This window comes from Tabrizicola sp., from assembly GCF_016792905.1.
GTDB lineage: Bacteria > Pseudomonadota > Alphaproteobacteria > Rhodobacterales > Rhodobacteraceae > Tabrizicola.
Genome location: NZ_JAEULP010000013.1, coordinates 1 through 17,537, shown reverse-complemented (window position 1 = coordinate 17,537; position 17,537 = coordinate 1). Strand labels below are relative to the sequence as shown.

18 protein-coding genes are annotated in these 17,537 nt (G+C 66.3%); 6 read left to right on the top strand and 12 right to left on the bottom strand.

Going from position 1 to position 17,537, the window contains the following annotated elements:
- Window positions 1-152: 152 nt before the first annotated feature.
- The 6 genes from JNL31_RS01800 to argH form a co-directional block, all read right to left on the bottom strand.
- Window positions 153-2,765 carry a TIGR02302 family protein gene (locus tag JNL31_RS01800; protein ID WP_294969101.1) on the bottom strand — a complete coding sequence of 871 codons (2,613 nt, stop codon included), beginning with the start codon at window positions 2,763-2,765 and terminating at the stop codon, window positions 153-155.
- A 27-nt stretch (window positions 2,766-2,792) separates the two neighbouring features.
- A complete protein-coding gene (gene lysA / locus JNL31_RS01795) occupies window positions 2,793-4,058 on the bottom strand; it encodes a diaminopimelate decarboxylase (protein WP_294969099.1) in 1,266 nt (421 codons plus the stop codon).
- Between the two features lie 55 nt (window positions 4,059-4,113).
- On the bottom strand, window positions 4,114-4,692 hold the full coding sequence (locus tag JNL31_RS01790; RefSeq protein ID WP_294969096.1) for a cation transporter: 579 nt from the start codon (window positions 4,690-4,692) through the stop codon (window positions 4,114-4,116).
- Window positions 4,692-5,009, bottom strand: coding sequence for a DUF2834 domain-containing protein (locus tag JNL31_RS01785; protein ID WP_294969093.1), 318 nt, complete (start codon window positions 5,007-5,009; stop codon window positions 4,692-4,694). Before JNL31_RS01785 ends, JNL31_RS01790 begins: the two co-directional genes overlap by 1 nt.
- Window positions 5,006-5,134 (bottom strand): hypothetical protein, encoded by a 129-nt coding sequence (locus tag JNL31_RS01780; RefSeq protein ID WP_294969090.1) that lies wholly within the window; start codon window positions 5,132-5,134, stop codon window positions 5,006-5,008. The genes JNL31_RS01785 and JNL31_RS01780 overlap by 4 nt, the downstream gene beginning before the upstream one ends.
- 82 nt (window positions 5,135-5,216) lie before the next feature.
- On the bottom strand, window positions 5,217-6,620 hold the full coding sequence (gene argH, locus JNL31_RS01775; protein WP_294969087.1) for an argininosuccinate lyase: 1,404 nt from the start codon (window positions 6,618-6,620) through the stop codon (window positions 5,217-5,219).
- 62 nt (window positions 6,621-6,682) lie between these two features.
- Here argH and JNL31_RS01770 point away from each other — a divergent pair, with 62 nt between their 5' ends.
- Entirely contained in the window at window positions 6,683-7,186 is a 504-nt protein-coding gene (locus JNL31_RS01770; RefSeq protein WP_294969104.1) for a TlpA disulfide reductase family protein, read from the top strand.
- On the opposite strand, the gene JNL31_RS01765 is transcribed toward JNL31_RS01770, so the two are convergent.
- The 4 genes from JNL31_RS01765 to JNL31_RS01750 all read right to left on the bottom strand — a co-directional run bounded on the left by JNL31_RS01765 (window position 7,180) and on the right by JNL31_RS01750 (window position 9,852).
- Window positions 7,180-7,620: an RES family NAD+ phosphorylase gene (locus tag JNL31_RS01765; protein WP_294969085.1), complete on the bottom strand. Its 441-nt coding sequence runs from the start codon at window positions 7,618-7,620 to the stop codon at window positions 7,180-7,182. The genes JNL31_RS01770 and JNL31_RS01765 overlap by 7 nt on opposite strands.
- A gap of 6 nt (window positions 7,621-7,626) precedes the next feature.
- Window positions 7,627-8,046 (bottom strand): antitoxin Xre/MbcA/ParS toxin-binding domain-containing protein, encoded by a 420-nt coding sequence (locus JNL31_RS01760; protein ID WP_294969082.1) that lies wholly within the window; start codon window positions 8,044-8,046, stop codon window positions 7,627-7,629.
- 52 nt (window positions 8,047-8,098) lie between these two features.
- On the bottom strand, window positions 8,099-8,887 hold the full coding sequence (locus JNL31_RS01755) for an exodeoxyribonuclease III (RefSeq protein ID WP_294969080.1): 789 nt from the start codon (window positions 8,885-8,887) through the stop codon (window positions 8,099-8,101).
- Window positions 8,888-9,165: 278 nt separating this feature from the next.
- Complete coding sequence (locus JNL31_RS01750) at window positions 9,166-9,852, bottom strand: response regulator transcription factor (RefSeq protein ID WP_294969077.1); 687 nt, start codon at window positions 9,850-9,852, stop codon at window positions 9,166-9,168.
- A gap of 139 nt (window positions 9,853-9,991) precedes the next feature.
- Between JNL31_RS01750 and ribA the strand changes: the two genes are divergently transcribed.
- From ribA to JNL31_RS01735, 3 genes are read left to right on the top strand one after another with little or no spacing between them, the layout of a single operon-like run.
- Window positions 9,992-11,080: a GTP cyclohydrolase II gene (ribA, locus tag JNL31_RS01745; protein ID WP_294969074.1), complete on the top strand. Its 1,089-nt coding sequence runs from the start codon at window positions 9,992-9,994 to the stop codon at window positions 11,078-11,080.
- Window positions 11,077-11,580 (top strand): L,D-transpeptidase family protein, encoded by a 504-nt coding sequence (locus tag JNL31_RS01740; protein ID WP_294969072.1) that lies wholly within the window; start codon window positions 11,077-11,079, stop codon window positions 11,578-11,580. The genes ribA and JNL31_RS01740 overlap by 4 nt, the downstream gene beginning before the upstream one ends.
- A 57-nt stretch (window positions 11,581-11,637) precedes the next feature.
- The gene (locus JNL31_RS01735) at window positions 11,638-13,521 is read left to right on the top strand and encodes an alpha-amylase family glycosyl hydrolase (RefSeq protein ID WP_294969069.1); all 1,884 of its coding nucleotides are present in this window, start codon (window positions 11,638-11,640) and stop codon (window positions 13,519-13,521) included.
- A 324-nt stretch (window positions 13,522-13,845) separates the two neighbouring features.
- Here JNL31_RS01735 and JNL31_RS01730 read toward each other — a convergent pair whose 3' ends face one another.
- A complete protein-coding gene (locus JNL31_RS01730) occupies window positions 13,846-14,499 on the bottom strand; it encodes a YggS family pyridoxal phosphate-dependent enzyme (protein ID WP_294969066.1) in 654 nt (217 codons plus the stop codon).
- Between the two features lie 96 nt (window positions 14,500-14,595).
- Window positions 14,596-15,549, bottom strand: coding sequence for a porin (locus JNL31_RS01725; protein WP_294969063.1), 954 nt, complete (start codon window positions 15,547-15,549; stop codon window positions 14,596-14,598).
- A 273-nt stretch (window positions 15,550-15,822) separates the two neighbouring features.
- Between JNL31_RS01725 and JNL31_RS01720 the strand changes: the two genes are divergently transcribed.
- Entirely contained in the window at window positions 15,823-16,347 is a 525-nt protein-coding gene (locus tag JNL31_RS01720) for a DUF3576 domain-containing protein (RefSeq protein WP_294969061.1), read from the top strand.
- A gap of 91 nt (window positions 16,348-16,438) precedes the next feature.
- Window positions 16,439-17,537 (top strand): class I tRNA ligase family protein (locus JNL31_RS01715; protein ID WP_294969058.1); only part of this gene is annotated, 1,099 nt, incomplete at its 3' end.

The window sequence follows — 17,537 nt, the reverse complement described above, 5'->3', positions numbered from 1 at the left end:
CGGTGTGGGGGGGGGTTTTTTTGGCCCCTCAGAGTTTGTGCGCTGTTGCGATTTATAGCGGTTTTGCGGGGGGGGTGGGGGGGTTGCCACCCACCCACCCCGACGCGCAAATTTGGGGGGGTCCAACCCCACCGACGCAACCGGAACCGGCCCTAGAACATCTGCAACAGGCGCTTGAGGTAGTCCAGTTCCTCCAGCGGGCGGGTCAGGTCGCCCGAGCGGCGGCGGATTTCGTCGAGGAGTTCCTGCGCGCGTTCGTTCGGGTCGTTCTGTACCATGTTCTCGTCCGAGCCGATGCGCGCCGTCTCGCCGGGGCGGCGGCCCAGGGGGTCGGTGCCGTTCGGGTCGGCGGAGCCGAAGTCACGCTCGCCGCCCTGCCCGTCGCGGTTCTGGCGCTGCTCCTCGGCCAGAGCCTCGCCAAGGTTCTGCATCCCGTCGCGCAGCGCCTCCATCGCCTCGGCCTGGCGGTCTAGGGCGCCGTCGAGATCGCCGTCGCGCAGCGCATCCTCGGCCTCTTCCATGGCGCGACCGGCGCGGTCGAGGTCCTGGCGGCCGGCCTCTCCCTGTTCGGTGCCGTCGCCCGGCAGGTCGCCGTTCTGCAGCTGGTTCAGCCGTTCGCGCAGGGCGCGCTGGCGGTCGGAGAGCGAGCCTTCGTCGCCGCTGCCCTGCCCGTCGCGCTGTCCGTCGCCCTGCTGGTCCTGTCCGTCATTCTGGCCAAGCTGGTCGCCCTGCTGGCCATCCTGGCCCTGCTCGTCCCCTTGCTGGTTGCCGCCCTGCTCCTCGCCCGGACGCGGGACGCCCTGCAGGTCGCGGAAGGCATCGTCCGACAGGTCCTGCTGGTCGCGCAGCGTTTCGCCCAGGCCCTGCATGCCCTTCTGGCCGGGGCTGCCCTGGCCCTGGCCCTGCTGGCCCTGGACCACCTGCATGTTCTGCATCAGCTGGCGCAGCTGTTCCATCAACTCGGCGGCCTCGGCGGTCTTGCCTTCCTCCATCAGCTGCTGGAGCTTGTCGAGCATCTCTTGCAGCTGGTCGCCCGACATCATCTGGCCCTGCATCATCTGCGATTGCTGCTGGTCCGGATTGCGCTGCGATTCCTCGGCCAGTTCGCGCATGTAGTCGTTCAGCGCCTGCTGCATTTCCTTCATCAGCTGGTCGATTTCTTCCGGAGAGGCACCGTTCTTGATCGCCTCGTCCAGCCGGTCCTGCGCGCGTTGCAGGCGTTCGAAGGCGTCCTGGAGGTTGCCCTCTTCGACCATGAGGGCGATCTTCCACAACTCCTCCGCCATCTTGTCGCGGGCTTCGGTGGTCAGAGCGGCCTGTTGCGCCTCAAGCCCGCGCATCAGGACGCGCAGGTGCAGGAAGGCGCGGTCGTGGCGGATGAAGCCTTCGGGGCGATTGGTGACGGCTTTCAGAAGCTGGACCGTGCGGGGGGCGTTGATCCGGTTCCACAGGATGTCACGCCGCATCTCGATCAGGGCGGCGGCGAGGGGGTCGAAGAAGCGCTTGCCGTGAAGGGTGACTTCGTAGGGGGCGGAGGTGCCGTCGTTGCCACCCGCGTCGGTCACGGCAAAGACCATGGTCACGGGCAGGTTGGCGAAGACGTGCTTCGACAGGTCGTCGACAAGGGTCGCCGTCAGCTCGGTGCGCTTGCCCTTGCGCGGCAGGGGCACGTCGAGGACGACGGGCTCCACCGGCTCGGGATCGGCGGCGAGGCCATGGCGGCGGTCGATCTCTGCGAGGTCGAGGGTGATGGTGACGCGGGCGGCGGTGACGCCGTAGTCATCGGTCGCCTTGATGCCCTGCTTGAAGCGGCCGTCGGCTTCGCGGACCATGCTGCCCGAGACCTCGACCGTGGGGGCGGCGTCGGGAGTTGCCGTGATGGCCCATGTGCGGCCGCCGGGGCCGTCGATCGACAGGTTGCCGGAGCGGGTGACGGTCAGGTCGTAGATGCCCTTCATCGCGTTCGGGACGGCGGCGGCGGGTGTCGCCTCCGGTCCCGTTGTCGGCTCGGGCGCGGGGGGCGGGATGTCGGCGATGGTCTGCGCGACGGTCAGGTCGCCTTCCGGCCCGTAGAGGCGGATCTGCAACCGGGTGCCGGTGGGAAGTTCCAGCGCGGAATCGGTGATGTCGTTGAGGTAGAGCGAGGGCTTGCCGGTATAGGCGGGGGGTTGGGCCCAGGCTTCCCAGCTGGGGCCGCCGGGCATGGCGACGGCGGCGCCGGGGGTCAGGCCCGTGACGGTTCCGGCCTTCCAGAACGAACCGAAAAGGGCAGCCATGACGAAGGCGGTCAGCGCGACATAGCGCAGCGAGAAGCGGTCGCGGGAGGAGAGTTTCAGGTCGGGCTGGACGGGGCGAGCCCCGGCGGCGCGCTGGGCCATGCGGTCCTGATGCGCGTTCCAGACGGCCAGCGAGGCGGGGTCGTTCCGGCCGATGGCCTGGGTGTCGGTCAGCGCGGCGATGGGACGGCCGGGCATGGTGGCGTCGATCCGGTCGAGCGCGTCCATCGCGGAGGGCTTGCGGAAGCGCCTTACACCGAGGGCGAGGAGGACGAGGGCGAGGAGAGCGACGACAGCCCCGGCGATCTGGGCATAGCGCAGCGGACCAAGGTCCTGCACCCCGAAGGCGAGGGCGGCAAGGGTGACGAGGGCCAGCGACCACAGGGGCCAGAAGGCGCGGGCCAGACGTTCCGCCCACAACCCCGCAAGCGTCAGGCGCATGGGCCAGACGAGCGACTTGAGCGGCGGTTGGGTCTTGGGTCCGGTCATCTTACCTGCCTGTGACCGGACCTGACGTCACAGCCACGAGGGAATGCTATCGCGGTTGAGGATTTCGTCAAAGCTCGGTCGCGCCCGGATGACAGCGAAGTGATCCCCGTTGACTAGCACCTCGGGGATCAGGGGCCGAGTATTGTATTCCGACGCCATGACCGCGCCATAGGCGCCAGCGCTGCGGAAGGCGACCAGATCGCCCTCGCCCACCAGGGGCAGGTCCCGGCCCTTGGCGAAGGTGTCGCCGGTTTCGCAGACCGGGCCGACCACGTCGAATTCCTGCGTGGGACTGGCGACAGGGGGTTCGGCGACGGGGACGATGTCGTGATGTGCGCCGTACATCGAGGGGCGGACGAGGTCGTTCATCGCCGCGTCAAGGATCAGGAAGTCGCGCCCCTCGCCGTTCTTGACGTAGATGACGCCGGCGATCAGGAGGCCCGCGTTGCCGGAGATCAGGCGGCCGGGTTCGATTTCCACCTCGCAGCCGAGGTCGCCGACGGTGCGCTTGATCAGGGCGCCGTAGTCGGTGGGCAGGGGCGGGGCGTCGTTCGAGCGCTGGTAGGGGATGCCGAGGCCGCCGCCGAGGTCGAGCCTGGTGATCGTGTGGCCTTCGGAGCGCAGGCGGTGGGTGAGATCGGCGACCTTGAGATAGGCCTGTTCGAAGGGTTCAAGCTCGGTCAACTGGCTGCCGATGTGGACGTCGATCCCCACGACTTGCAGCCCGGGCAGGCGGGCGGCTTCCGCGTAGACCTCGGAGGCGCGGGCGATGGGGATGCCGAACTTGTTTTCCTTCTTCCCGGTCGCGATCTTTTCGTGGGTCTTCGCATCCACGTCGGGGTTCACCCGCACGGCGATGGGGGCGCTCACGCCAAGGCTGGAGGCCACCTCGGACAGCGCCCGCATCTCGGGTTCGCTTTCCACATTGAACTGCCGGATGCCGCCGGTGAGGGCCATCCGCATCTCCTCGCGCGTCTTGCCGACGCCGGAGAAGACGATGCGGCTGCCGGGGACTCCCGCCGCCTTGGCGCGCAGGTATTCGCCGCCCGAGACCACGTCCATCCCGGCACCGAGATTGCCGAGGGTCTTGAGGACTGCGACATTCGACAGCGACTTGATTGCGAAGCAGACCAGGTGGGGGAGGGGTGTCAGGGCTTCGGTGAACAGGCGGTAGTGCCGGGTCAGGGTGGCGGTGGAATAGACATAGAAGGGTGTGCCGACGGCGGTAGCGATCTCAGGGATCGCTACTTCTTCGGCATGAAGGGTGCCATTCTTGTAGAGGAAGTGGTCCATCTTCGCCCCCGGGGTTTGGCCGTGACATAGCAGGCCGCCCGGCGGCTGCAAACCCTTAGGCTTGGGCGTCTTTCGCCTCGTCATGGGCGGCTTCCCAGACTTCGTGCGCGGCGTCGAGGTTCATGGCGGCGATGACGAGGCCGATCAGGATGTCGGGCCAGATCGAGGGGAAGCGGGCAGTGACGAGGCCCGCGCCGATGATGCCGATATTTGCCAGCGCGTCGTTGCGGGCCGAGAGGAACGCTGCACGGGTCAACGAGCCTTCGGCCTTGCGATGGCGCGCTAGCAGGAGAGCGGCGGTCAGGTTCACCGCCAGCGCACCAAGACCGACGAGAGTCAACGTCTCGGCGGTGGGCGGTGCGGGGTGCATCAGCTTTGCGCCAAGGGTCCAGAGGAAGGCCAGCGCCGGGATCAACAGGAGCGCGGCGAGGAGCTTGCCGACATTGGCGCGGCGGGTCGTGGTCCAGGCCAGGGCGAAGAAGATCAGGATGTTGACTGCGGAGTCTTCCAGGAAATCCGCGCTGTCGGCGAGGAGGGAGACGGAGCCGGCCTTCAGCGCTGCGATGAACTCTATCCCGAAATAGCCAAGGTTCAGGGTGGCGACGATCAGGACGGTCTGACGGAGCGTCAGCATCAGCCGGGGCGGCCCGACCGCAGGAACAGGTACAGCGGCAACCCGCAGCTGACGCCGATGCAGAAGGTGCCTGGGATCGCGATCAGGTGGCTCCAGGCGCGGCGGGAGATCGCCACGACCAGCACCCAGACGGTCAGCGCGACGGCCGAGATGATCAGATCCCAGGTCAGGCCGGTGGTCGAGGCATTGACGAACCAGGCCTCGATCACGCCGGACAGGCCGCTGCCGGTTTGCTGCATATGCCTGAAAAACCAGAGCATAGGGTGCGCTGCGCCCCCTGCGGCGAACGCAAGGAAGGTCAGCCGCATGGGTGTCACTTCACGACGATCCCGACCCGGGCGTCGCCAGAGATGGTGATGCCGGTTTTCGCGGGCGGTTCGGGGGCACCGTCGGCGCCGCAGGCGGCGAGGGTCAGGCAGGCGAGGAGGAGAAGGCGGGGCATGGGGCCTCGTGTCGCTGTGGGTCCGGTCCGAGGGTCGCATCCCGAGGGCGGCTCGGCAAGGTGAGGATTTCCCCTTGGCGGGTCAGCCAAGCGTTGCCTGCCAGCGGGCGATCTGGGTGCAGACCTGATCCGGGGCGGTGCCACCGTAGGAGGTGCGGCTGCGGACGGAGTTGTCGACGCCGAGGACCGAATAGACGTCCTGTGTGATCCCGGGGTGGACAGAGGTCATTTCGGCGATCGACAGGTCGGGCAGGTCGCAGCCCTTGCCTTCGGCCATCGCCACCAGCGCGCCGGTGACGTGGTGCGCCTCTCGGAAGGGCAGGTTCAGGGTCTTCACCAGCCAGTCGGCAAGATCGGTCGCGGTGGAGAACCCGCTGGCGGCGGCGGCTTTCAGGGTATCCCGGTTGGCGGTCATGTCGGAGACCATGCCGGTCATCGCGGCGAGGCCCAGCATGAGGCTGTCGGCCGCGTCGAAGACCTGCTCCTTGTCCTCCTGCATGTCCTTGGAATAGGTCAGCGCGAGGCCCTTCATGATGGTGAAAAGCGCCACGGTGGCCCCGAGGATGCGGCCAAGTTTCGCGCGCAGTAGCTCGGCGGCATCGGGGTTCTTCTTCTGCGGCATGATCGAGGAGCCGGTGGTCCAGCGGTCCGACAGCCGGACGAAGCGGAACTGGGCGCTGGACCAGATCACCAGCTCTTCGGCAAAGCGGGAAAGGTGCATGGCGCAGATCGAGGCTGCCGCCAGAAACTCCAGCGCGAAGTCGCGGTCAGACACCGAATCCAGCGAATTGGCCGTGGGCCGGTCGAAGCCAAGCGCCTTGGCCGTCATGTGCCGGTCGAGGGGAAAGCTGGTCCCGGCCAGCGCGGCGGCGCCCAGCGGGCATTCGTTCATCCGCTTGCGGGCGTCCTGAAACCGGCTGCGGTCGCGGGCGAACATCTCGACATAGGCCAGCATGTGATGACCCCAGGTCACGGGCTGCGCGGTTTGCAGGTGGGTGAAGCCGGGCATGACCCAGTCGGCCCCGGCCTCGGCCTGCGCGAGGAAGGCCTGCATCAGGCCGGTCAGGCCCTGGATCGCCTGGTCACACTGGTCGCGGACCCAGAGTCGGAAGTCGACGGCCACCTGGTCATTCCGCGACCGCCCGGTGTGCAGGCGCTTCCCTGCCTCGCCGATGCGGTCGGTCAGGCGGGCCTCGATGTTCAGGTGGATGTCTTCCAGATCGGGGGTGAAGGGGAAGGTCCCGGCATCGATCTCTGACAAGATCGCGAGCAGGCCTTCCCCTATCGCCTTTGCATCCGTATCAGTGATGATGCCTTGCGCGGCCAGCATCGCCGCATGGGCCCGGCTGCCCGCGATGTCCTGGGCGTAGAGCCGCTGGTCGAACCCGATCGAGGCGTTGATCGCCGTCATGATCGCGCTCGGGCCTTCGGCAAAGCGCCCGCCCCACATCGTGTTGGCGGATTTGGGATCACGGGCGTTGGACATGGATTGGGCTTTCGAGGGTGGGAAACGTGCGGAAATTGCTGGTCGTCCTTTATACGGCCTTGATGCTTGGTGCAAATCCGGCGGCGGCGGATGTGTCGGCCCTGCGCGAGGGCGACATGAAGAAGCTGATGCTGCTGGGCGAGCCGGTCGCGGTGCCGGAGGCGGTGCTGCTGGACGCCGAGGACGGCGAACATGCGCTGGCCGACTACAAGGGCAAATGGGTGGTGCTGAACTTCTGGGCCACCTGGTGCGCCCCCTGCCGCCGCGAAATGCCGTCGCTTGAGCGGTTGCAGGCGGCGATGCCGGAACTGGCGGTAGTGCCGGTGGCGACGGGGCGCAACGCGGTGGAGGGGATCCGGCGGTTCTTCGACGAGGCGGGCGTGAAGGCGCTGCCGATCCTGCGCGACCCGCAATCGAAACTGGCACATGCGATGGGCGTGATGGGCCTGCCGGTGACGGTAATCCTGAACCCCGAGGGGCAAGAGGTCGCCCGGCTGATCGGCGATGCGGACTGGGACAGCGACAGCGCCAAGGCGGTGCTGGGGGCGCTGGTGGCCGGTCAGTAACTCAGGCGGTCGTCGAAGACGAAGGGTTCGGATACGGCAACCGTGACCTCGGCCATCGCGGGGTGGCGGGGGTTCAGGAGGACGTTCCGCTCCAGCGGGATGACGCGGCTGGGGACGAGGAGGGCGAGGCTGGTGGCAGACCGGAGCCAGGCATCTCCCGAAGTTTGGCTCTCGTGCAAGGGAACATCAGACGCAAAGCCAGGATCTGCAACAAGGCTTTCTGGAACGTCCAGACCGATGGCTACATATTGCGGAATTCCTTTCTTGCTCCGTTCGATCCTTGGCAGGTGAACAAGAACTTCCAAAGCAGCAAGCGCCAACGAATCGGATGTGTAGACCAAAGGAACGCCTGCCGAGTTCCAGCGCCCGCCGAACAGTCTTGCACCTTCGCCTTCGATATCGGGCGCGAAGCGGGGTTGCGCCAATCGCCACACTCGCACCTAGGAATAGACCCCGTAGGCCAAACGCCCGATGATCGTCTCCACCTCGCGCGCCCCGATGTCGGTCTGCGCCATGTGGATCGGGATACGTTCGCCGAGTGCCGGATTGGGGCTGCGCAGGAACACATCGGCATTCTCGTCGTTCTGGAAGAGATCACGCGCGGCCTTCACCACGCGCAACAGCCGCGCCAAGCCATCTGCTTCCTCGATCTTCAGGTTCTCCCCGGCGGCAATGCGGCGGTCGAGCGTGCGGTCGGGGATGATTCGGCGGATGTCGTCGCGGGTCAGGCCGTGGGATTCGAGGGAGCGGGCCCAGGCGGCGGGGATGCCCCTTTCCAGCGCCTGGAAGGACGTGAAAACAGCGGCCTGCTCGGCGAAGCCGGGGACCGGATCGGTCAGTTTTCTGATTGCGTTGGCCATGACATTCTCCGCCATTTGCCGAAGCATACCACGGCAAATGGCGGAAGTCATCCTATAGATCGAATGTCGCGAAAACCGGGGCGTGGTCGCTGGGCTGCTCCCATCCCCGCACCGGGCGCAGGATGCGGCTGCCTGACGCGGCGCCCGAAATGTCAGGGGTGGCCCAGACATGGTCCAGCCTGCGGCCCTTGTCGGCGGCGTCCCAGTCGGGGCTGCGGTAGCTCCACCAGCTGTAGAGGCGGCCCTGCGGGATGTCCTGCCGGGTGACGTCCTGCCAGCGGCCCGATTCCATCGTCTCGCCCAGGTGCTGCACCTCGACGGGTGTGTGGCTGACGATCTTCAGCAGGGCCTTGTGGTCCCAGACGTCATCCTCGCGCGGGGCGATGTTCAGGTCGCCGACCAGGATCGCCTTGTGCGGGCGGTCGGCGCGGAAGTGGTCGCGCATGTGGGTCAGGAAGTCGAGCTTCTGGCCGAACTTGACGTTCTGCGCGCGGTCGGGGATGTCGCCTCCGGCAGGGACATAGAAGTTGTGGATGGTGACGCCGTTTTCCAGCTTCGCAGCCACATGCCGCGCATGGCCGAGCGTCGCAAAGTCGTGCCCGCCGACGTCTTCAATCGGCAGCTTTGACAGGATTGCGACGCCATTATAGCCCTTTTGCCCCCGCGCGACGACATGGCTGTAGCCAAGCGCGCGGAAACCCTCCAGCGGGATCAGCTCGACCGGGGACTTGCATTCCTGCAGGCAAAGGATGTCCGGCGCTTCCTCGGTCATCAGCCGCGAGACCAGCGCCTCGCGCAGGCGAACCGAGTTGATGTTCCATGTGGCAAGTGTGAAGGGCATGGGCTGGATCTCCTGTCGCCCCGACCCTAGGGGCAAGGCAGCGGGACCACAAGCAGGCCAAAAAAAGGCCGGGCAAGAAGCCCGGCCAGGTCCAACAGGGAGGATGCCGCGCCATAACCCCGACGCGACGAGGGGAACCTGCTGCACAACTCGTGCATGTGTAAAAGGTAGCAAGCGAATCCGGCAACAATAAGCCCTAAGCCGCAAGATTTCGTGGTTGTTGCATGGCGGACGCAATCGACCGTCCGCAATGCAACACCAGAAGGCGCCAAAGGTTCCTAGGCCACCAGCCGGTAGCCGCCGCTTTCCGTCACCAGAAGCCGCGCATTCGAGGGGTCGGGCTCGATCTTCTGGCGCAAGCGGTAGATGTGGGTTTCCAGCGTGTGCGTCGTCACACCTGCGTTGTAGCCCCAGACCTCGTGCAGAAGCACATCCCGCGCGACCACTCCGCTGGTCGAGCGGTAGAGGTATTTCAGGATGTTGGTTTCCTTTTCGGTCAGGCGGATCTTCTTGTCCTTCTCGTCGACCAGCATCTTCTGCGCGGGCTTGAACGTATAGGGGCCAAGCTGGAACACCGCGTCTTCCGACTGTTCATGCGTACGAAGCTGGGCGCGGATGCGGGCCAGGAGGACCGGGAACTTGAAGGGCTTGGCCACATAGTCGTTCGCCCCGGCGTCGAGGCCCAGGATCGTGTCGCTGTCGGTGTCATGGCCGGTCAGCATCAGGATCGGGCATTTGACGCCCTGCTTGCGCATCCGGCGGCACAGCTCACGCCCGTCGGTGTCGGGCAGGCCGACATCGAGGATCACCAGGTCGTAAAGCCCGGCCTTCACCTTCTCCATGCCCTCGGCGCCGTTGCGGGCCTCGAACACGTCGAAGTCCTCGGTCATCACCAGTTGCTCGCTCAGCGCCTCGCGCAGGTCGTCGTCATCGTCGACGAGCAGGATTTTCCGCAGTCCGGCCATGGGTGCCTCCCTTTCTGATGCGGCATCAGATGCGCCGCGATCACGGATGCCGCAAGATTTGCTACGATATGCTCACGCGGACGTGTCGGTTCCGTGGGCAATGTTTCAATTCCGTCATGCGGAGGCTATGTGTGGGCGCATGGTGCTGGTGCTTTCCATCCCCGAACGCCTGACACGCGCCCGTGCCGACCTGCGCATGGGGGTGCCGGTCGTGATGTGCGGGCCGGAAGGTGCGGCGTTGGTGGCTGCGGTGGAAACGCTGGACGCATCGAGGCTGGCGGACCTGCGAGGGTTCGGGATGCCGGTTCTGGCGATCACGGCACGGCGGGCCGAGACGCTGAAGGCGCGGGCCTATGACGGCGATCTGGCGCGGATCGTGCCGCCAGCGGATGCGGGGCTGGACTGGCTGCGGTCGGTGGCGGATCCTGCGGATGACCTGCGCACCCCGATGAAGGGGCCGCTGCAATCGGCGCGTGAGGGGTCGGCCTCTCTGGCCCGCGCCGCGCTGGCGCTGGCGAAGTCGGCGCATCTGTTGCCTGCCGCGCTTCTGGTGCCGGTGCAGGACGCGCTCGCCTTGGCGGGCGCAAACGGGCTGACGCTGCTGACGCTGGCCGAGATCGCGCCCGCCCTGACCGCCCTGCCGCCGCTGGACGAGGTGGTCTCGGCCCGGGTGCCGCTGGTGGCCTCCAGCGCCGGGCGGGTGCATGTGTTCCGCCCGGATGACGGCGGTGAGGAGCACTATGCCATCGAAATCGGCCGTCCGGACCGATCGCTTCCCGTGCTTGCCCGGCTGCATTCGGCCTGTTTCACCGGCGACGTGCTCGGGTCGCTGAAATGCGACTGCGGACCGCAGTTGCGCGCGGCGCTGGCGCAGATGGGGCAGGAGGGGGCGGGGGTTCTCCTCTATCTCAATCAGGAAGGCCGGGGGATCGGGCTGGCCAACAAGATGCGGGCCTATTCGTTGCAGGATCAGGGCTTCGACACGGTCGAAGCCAATCACCGGCTGGGCTTCGAAGATGACGAGCGCGACTTCCGCATTGGGGCGGAAATCCTGCGGAAGATGGGGTTTTCCAGCGTCCGCTTGCTGACCAACAACCCGAAGAAGCTGGCGATGATGGAAGGCTGCGGGCTGCATGTGACCGAACGGGTGCCGCTGCATGTCGGAGAGACGGCGGAGAACCGGGCCTATCTCGCCACCAAGGCGGCGAAGTCGGGGCATCTGTTGTGACACCGGCCGATCTGGTGGTGACGCCGATGGGGCTGCGGTTCGTGGGACGAATGTTTCCATGCTCATTGGGGCGTGGTGGGATCATTCGACCGGAGGCGAAACGCGAGGGCGATGGGGCGACACCTGCGGGCGAGCACCGGATCGTCGGGATGCTCTATCGCCCCGACCGTCTGTCCCGCCCGGCGGACTGGGCGCTGCCCATCGGGCCGTCGGACCTGTGGTCGGACGATCCCCGCGACGAGGACTACAACGACCTGGTCCGCGCCCCGCACGGGTTCAGCCACGAGCGCCTTCGGCGGGCCGATCCGATGTATGATCTGATTCTGGTCACCGACTGGAACTGGCCCGATGCCGAACCGGGCCGGGGGTCGGCGATCTTTGTCCACCAATGGCGCAGGCCCGGTGCGCCGACAGCGGGTTGTGTGGCGCTGGCACGGCGCGACCTGCACTGGATCGCCGCCCGTATCAGGCCCGGAACGCGGATGTTGATTGGGCGGTAAGGCTCTTTCCAAAACGCTTTGGAATGGATAATCTGCCGATATTCGGGGGAGGATGCCATGGCGAAACCGCAGACTGCCGAGGATGAGCTGTTCGACCTGCGGCTGGCCCGTTCGGCCCCGGACCTGTTCCCGATGCTGGAGGCGCTCTATGGCGCGCGTCCGGATTTTCCGGCCTTCCGCGAGAAATTGGTCAAGGCGCTGCGCAAAGGCTGGGTGGAGCGACCCGAGGACCTGAAGCGGCTGGACCTGATCCGCGACCTGGAGCCGGACTGGTTCCAGCGCCCCGGCATGGCGGGCTATGTCTTCTACATCGACCGCTTCAACGGCAGCCTGATGGGGGTGCTCGAGAAGCTGGACTATCTGGCTGACCTCGGGATCACCTATGTCCACCTGATGCCTTGCCTGAAGCCCCGGCCCGGAGATTCGGACGGCGGCTATTCGGTGATGGACTACCGGCAGGTCAACCCGGTTTTCGGGACGATGACAGAGTTCGAGGCGGTCAGTGCGGCGCTGCGGGCGCGGGGGATGTCGCTCTGTGTCGACCTGGTGCTGAACCACACCGCGAAAGAACATGCCTGGGCGAAGAAGGCGGCGAAGGGCGATCCGAAGTACCAGGACTACTACCTGATGTTCGACACTCCGGACCTGCCGAACCAATACGAACGGACGCTGGTCGAGGTTTTCCCGGACAACGCCCCCGGCAATTTCACCCACTACCCCGAGATCGGCAAATGGGTCTGGACGACGTTCAACGAACACCAGTGGGACCTGAACTGGGCCAATCCGGCGGTGTTCCTGGAGATCGTCGAGGTGATGCTGTTCCTCGCCAACAAGGGCGTGGATGTCCTCCGGCTGGACGCGGTGGCCTTCATGTGGAAGCGGATGGGGACGCGCTGCCAGTCCGAGCCGGAGGTTCACATGATCCTGCAGGCGCTGCGGGCGTGTTCGCGCATCGCCTCGGCGGCGGTGATCCATCTGGAGGAGGCCATCGTCGCTCCGGAGGAGATGCTGCCCTATCTCGGGCGGGGGCGGCATGACGGGAAGGAGGGGAACCTCGCCTATCACAACAGCCTGATGGTGCAGTTCTGGTCGGCCCTTGCCACCCGGAACACCCGGCTGATGACGCATGTGCTGGCGACGCATTTCCCCGACCGGCTGACCAACGCGACCTATGCGACCTATATCCGTTGCCACGACGATATCGGCTGGGCGGTGACGGATCAGGATGCGGCGGCGGTGGGGGTTTCGGGGCACGGGCATCGCGGCTTCCTGTCCGACTTCTACGAGGGCAGCTTTCCCGGCACCTTCGCCAAGGGGGCGCTGTTCCAGGTCAACGAGGCGACGGGGGACAAGCGGATTTCCGGCAGCTTCGCCTCGCTGGCCGGGCTGGAGCGGGCCGAGGCGGAGGGCGACGCGGGCGGAGTCGAGATGGCGGTGCAGCGTATCCTGCTGGGGCATGCGCTGATCGCGGCGTTCGGGGGGATACCGCTGATCTATATGGGCGACGAGCTGGCGCTGACGAACGACTGGAGCTACCTGAACGACCCCGACCATGCCCATGACAGCCGCTGGGTGCATCGGCCGCGGATGGACTGGGGCCTGGCCGAGGCGCGGCAGACGGAGGACAGGCCCTCGGCGCGGGTGTTCCGGGGGGTGAGGGAGATCCTTGCGCGGCGGGCGGCGGTTCCGGCCTTGCACGGGGCGGTGCCGGTGCGGGTGGTTTCGTCCGGGAATGAGGCGGTCTTCGCCTTTCAGCGGATCGCGCCGACCGGCGTCTTGCTGGGGCTGTTCAACTTCACCGAGCAGTGGCAGGAGGTGGGGGAGGCCTGGGTGCGGGGGCTGGGGGTGACGGGGCTGCGGGACGCGCTGTCGGAGGCGCGGGTGGAGACCCACGGGGGCCAGGTCGTGCTGCCGCCCTATGGAAGGGTCTGGCTGACCTGAGCCTGTCCACGGTGGACAGATTTTCGCAGGAAATGATTTCAATGGCTTGCTTGCGGACGTTCAGGGCTTCTTAACGTTTGAGGGGAAGGCGCCCCCCCGCCCCACCCCCTCCCTACGAGGGGTGGGGAGGCGCATGTCCTTGGGCGGCGGGGTGGATGGTTGCCGGAGGGGTGGTGGGTGAAACCTTACCGACGGGTGACGTGAGGCCCCGCTCGTCCGGTCCCTTGCGCTTGGGCGGTAAGGGTTTGTCAATCCGTCCGGCGGGGTGCCCCCTCGGGATGCGGGGTGTGCCGGGCTGAAGCCCGGCCTACGGGGTGCGTAGGGTCAGGGATAGGCCCTTGCGCCGAAGATGGCGCTGCCGACGCGGATGTGGGTGGCGCCGTGGGCGACGGCGGTCTCGAAGTCGCTGCTCATGCCCATCGAGAGGCCGGACAGCCCGTGGTCGGCGGCCATCCCGGCCAGGAGCGCGAAATGCGGGGTGGGGTCCTTATCCTCGGGCGGGATGCACATCAGGCCGAAAGGCAAGAGGTCCATCGCCCGGCAGTCGCGCAGGAACCCGGTCAGCTCGGCGGGCAGGACCCCGGCCTTTTGCGGCTCCTCACCGGTGTTCACCTGCACAAAAAGCTGTGGCAGCGCGCCCCGCGCCTGGCCGAGGCTGGCGAGCTTTTGCGCCAGCGAGGGGCGGTCGAGCGTGTGGATCGCGTCGAAGAGGTCGAGCGCGAGCTTGGCCTTGTTGGTTTGAAGGGGGCCGATCATGTGCAGGTTCACCGGGCCGAAGCGGTCACGCCACACGGGCCATTTCCCGGCGGCTTCCTGCACATAGTTTTCGCCGAAGATGCGGTGGCCCTGTTCGAGAACAGCCACAACGCGTTCCGGCGGTTGGACCTTGGAAACGGCGATCAGCCGGACCGAGCCTTCGGCCCGCCCCGCCACTCGCTCTGCCGCGCGCAGACGGTCCAGAATATCCTGCAATGCCATGGTTGCCCCCGTTTCGCGGCACCCTAGCCGGACGGAGCGCAAAAAGAAAAGAGCGGGCTTTCGCCCGCTCTTTCCGTCCGTTCGGATCCGGGTGGATCAGAACGAGAAGTTGATGCCGAGGTCGGCGTAGGTCTGGTCGTCGAAGCCCTTCTGGATGGTACCGGCAATGGTCGCGCCGCCGATGTCGTAGTTGGCGCCGAGGCCGATCGCGTAGTCGTTCGCGTAGACCACGTCCGAGTCAACGCCCGAGATGAACGCGCCGAGGCCGATCCCGCTCGCCAGCTTGGTGTTGCCGTAGAGGGTCAGGGTGGCGTCGTTCTCAGCGCCGTCTTCGGCGATGTACTGCAGGCCGACGTTGGTCATGTCGTTCAGGGCGTATTCGCCGAGCAGCGCCCAGACGTCGTAGTCAGCGGTGCCACCGGCGTCGGTCACGTAGCCGAAGCCGATCTTGTAGGCGCCAGCGGTGTAGTCCAGCGAGATGCCGGTTTCTTCGCTGTCAGTCGACACGGTCTGATCGTAGTCGATGTACGACACGCGAGCGACCAGGTTGCCGGTGCTGTACGAAGCGAACAGGCCGACGCGGTCGATCTGGGTCGGTCCGTACGGGCTGGAGGTGTACGAATCGTACGAGAAGAGCGAGTACGAACCGGTCGTCGACGAGATGAAGCCGAGTTCCGCGTTGTACAGGGTGGCCAGCGAGTCGAAGGCGGTGTTGACGTTACCGATTTCGAAGCGGAAGCCCGAGGTTTCAGCATAGAGCATCGCAGCGTTCAACTGAGCGGCACCGCGGGGACCGTCGATGTCGTCCAAATCGTTGGTGTCGCCGTTGCTGTACTGCATGCGGATCCGGCCACCGAATTTCACGCCCGAGTCAGTTTCGGTCGAGGCGTCGACGTTGACGCGCATACGGTAGGACAGGGCGGTGTCGCTGGTGGTGCCATCATCGGTGTAGACGATACCGAAGCGGCCGCTGCCCGACAGCGTAACCTCTGCGGAGGCGGCGCCTGCAACCATCACCAGGGCGGAGGTCGCGAGAAGAATCTTTTTCATGTTTTCCCTCTTTCTTCAAGGTAAGCCCGCCGCAGGGGAATCCGCAGGGGAATGACGGGTATTTCACCCTTGCCGCCCCGGATTGCAACGTTCGCCAGCCGCCGTGAAGAATTCGGCCAGAAGTTGGTGCAGCAAAGCAACAGGTCCGGAATCCCCCTCCGGACGTCAGGCCCACGCGCGCGCGGGTATGCGGCGGGCGTGCGGGAGCGAAAGGCCTTGGCACGCAGGGGAGGCCGCGCTAGACAGCAGGCAAGAGGTTCCAAGGGTGGCCGGATGATCTTGCACCAATTTGCACGCATGGCACTGGCCACGGGTCTGGTCTTGTCGCTTTCCGCATGTGGCGGCGGTGGCGGCGGGTTGTTCGGCAAGGGCACGCTGACCGCCGAGCAGAAGGCCGAGCGCGACGAGGCCGCCGAGGCCCACCGGGACGGGACGAGCAAGGCGGGGGCAAAGACCTCGCTTCTGGATCTGTTCAAGAAATCGGATGACCCGAACACCACGGTCGAGGTCAACAAGTACATCTGGCAGGCAAGTTTGGAGGTGCTGAACTTCCTGCCCATCGAATCGGTCGACCCGTTTACGGGCGTGATCGTGACGGGCTACGGACGGCCTCCGGGCGGGGGCAGGGCCTATCGCGCGACGATCTATGTCCAGGACCCGGCGCTGGATGCGCGCAGCCTGAAGGTGGCGTTGCAGGGCCAGGGCGGGGCATCGGTGGCGCCGGAGACGGTACGGGCGGTCGAGGATGCGATCCTGACCCGGGCGCGGCAGCTCAGGGTGCGCGACAGCAAGCTTTAAGCGGTTCGACGGGGCGTGAGGACCGGGAAGGGGTGGACCTTTCCGGTCGGGCATGTGTAATTCCGCGCGGAATTCCGCATGAGGCCCTGTGATGTCGCGCTATGACCCTTCGCTGATCGAACCCCGCTGGCAGGAGGCCTGGGACAAGGCGGGGGCCTTCACGGCGCGTCGTGATGCGTCGAAGCCGAAGTATTATGTGCTGGAGATGTTCCCCTATCCCTCGGGGCGCATCCACATGGGGCATGTGCGCAACTACACGATGGGCGATGTGGTGGCGCGGACCAAGGCGGCGCAGGGCTATTCGGTGCTGCATCCGATGGGCTGGGATGCCTTCGGGATGCCGGCCGAGAACGCGGCGATGGAACGGGGCGGCCATCCGAAGGACTGGACCTACGGCAACATCGCCGACATGAAGGCGCAGATGAAGCCTTTGGGGCTGTCGATCGACTGGTCGCGCGAACTCGCGACCTGCGACCCGGAATACTACGGCCAGCAGCAGGCGATGTTCATCGACATGATGGAGGCCGGGCTCGTCTACCGCAAGGCGGCGGTGGTCAACTGGGACCCGGTCGACATGACGGTGCTGGCGAACGAACAGGTGATCGACGGCAAGGGCTGGCGGTCGGGCGCGGCGGTCGAACGGCGCGAGCTGACGCAGTGGTTCTTCCGGATCTCGGATTACTCGGAGGAGTTGCTGGCCGCGCTGGACGGGCTGAAGGACTGGCCGGAGAAGGTGCGCCTGATGCAGGCGAACTGGATCGGCAAGTCGCGGGGCCTGCAGTTTGCGTTCGAGACGGTCGGGGCGCCGGAAGGCTTTGAAAAGCTGGAGGTTTACACGACCCGCCCGGATACGCTGATGGGCGCTTCCTTTGCGGCGATCTCGCCGGATCATCCACTGGCCAAGGCGCTGGAGGGTGACCCGAGGGTTGCCGCCTTCGTCGCGGAGTGCCGCAAGGGTGGGACTTCGGCGGAGGAAATCGAGACGGCAGAGAAGATCGGCTATGACACCGGCATCCGGGTCAAGCACCCGCTTGATCCGGCGTGGGAACTGCCGGTCTGGATCGCCAACTTCATCCTGATGGACTATGGCACCGGGGCGATCTTCGGCTGCCCGGCGCATGACCAGCGGGATTTCGACTTCGCCACCAAGTACCGGCTGCCGATCAAGTCGGTCTATGTCGCCGAGGGCG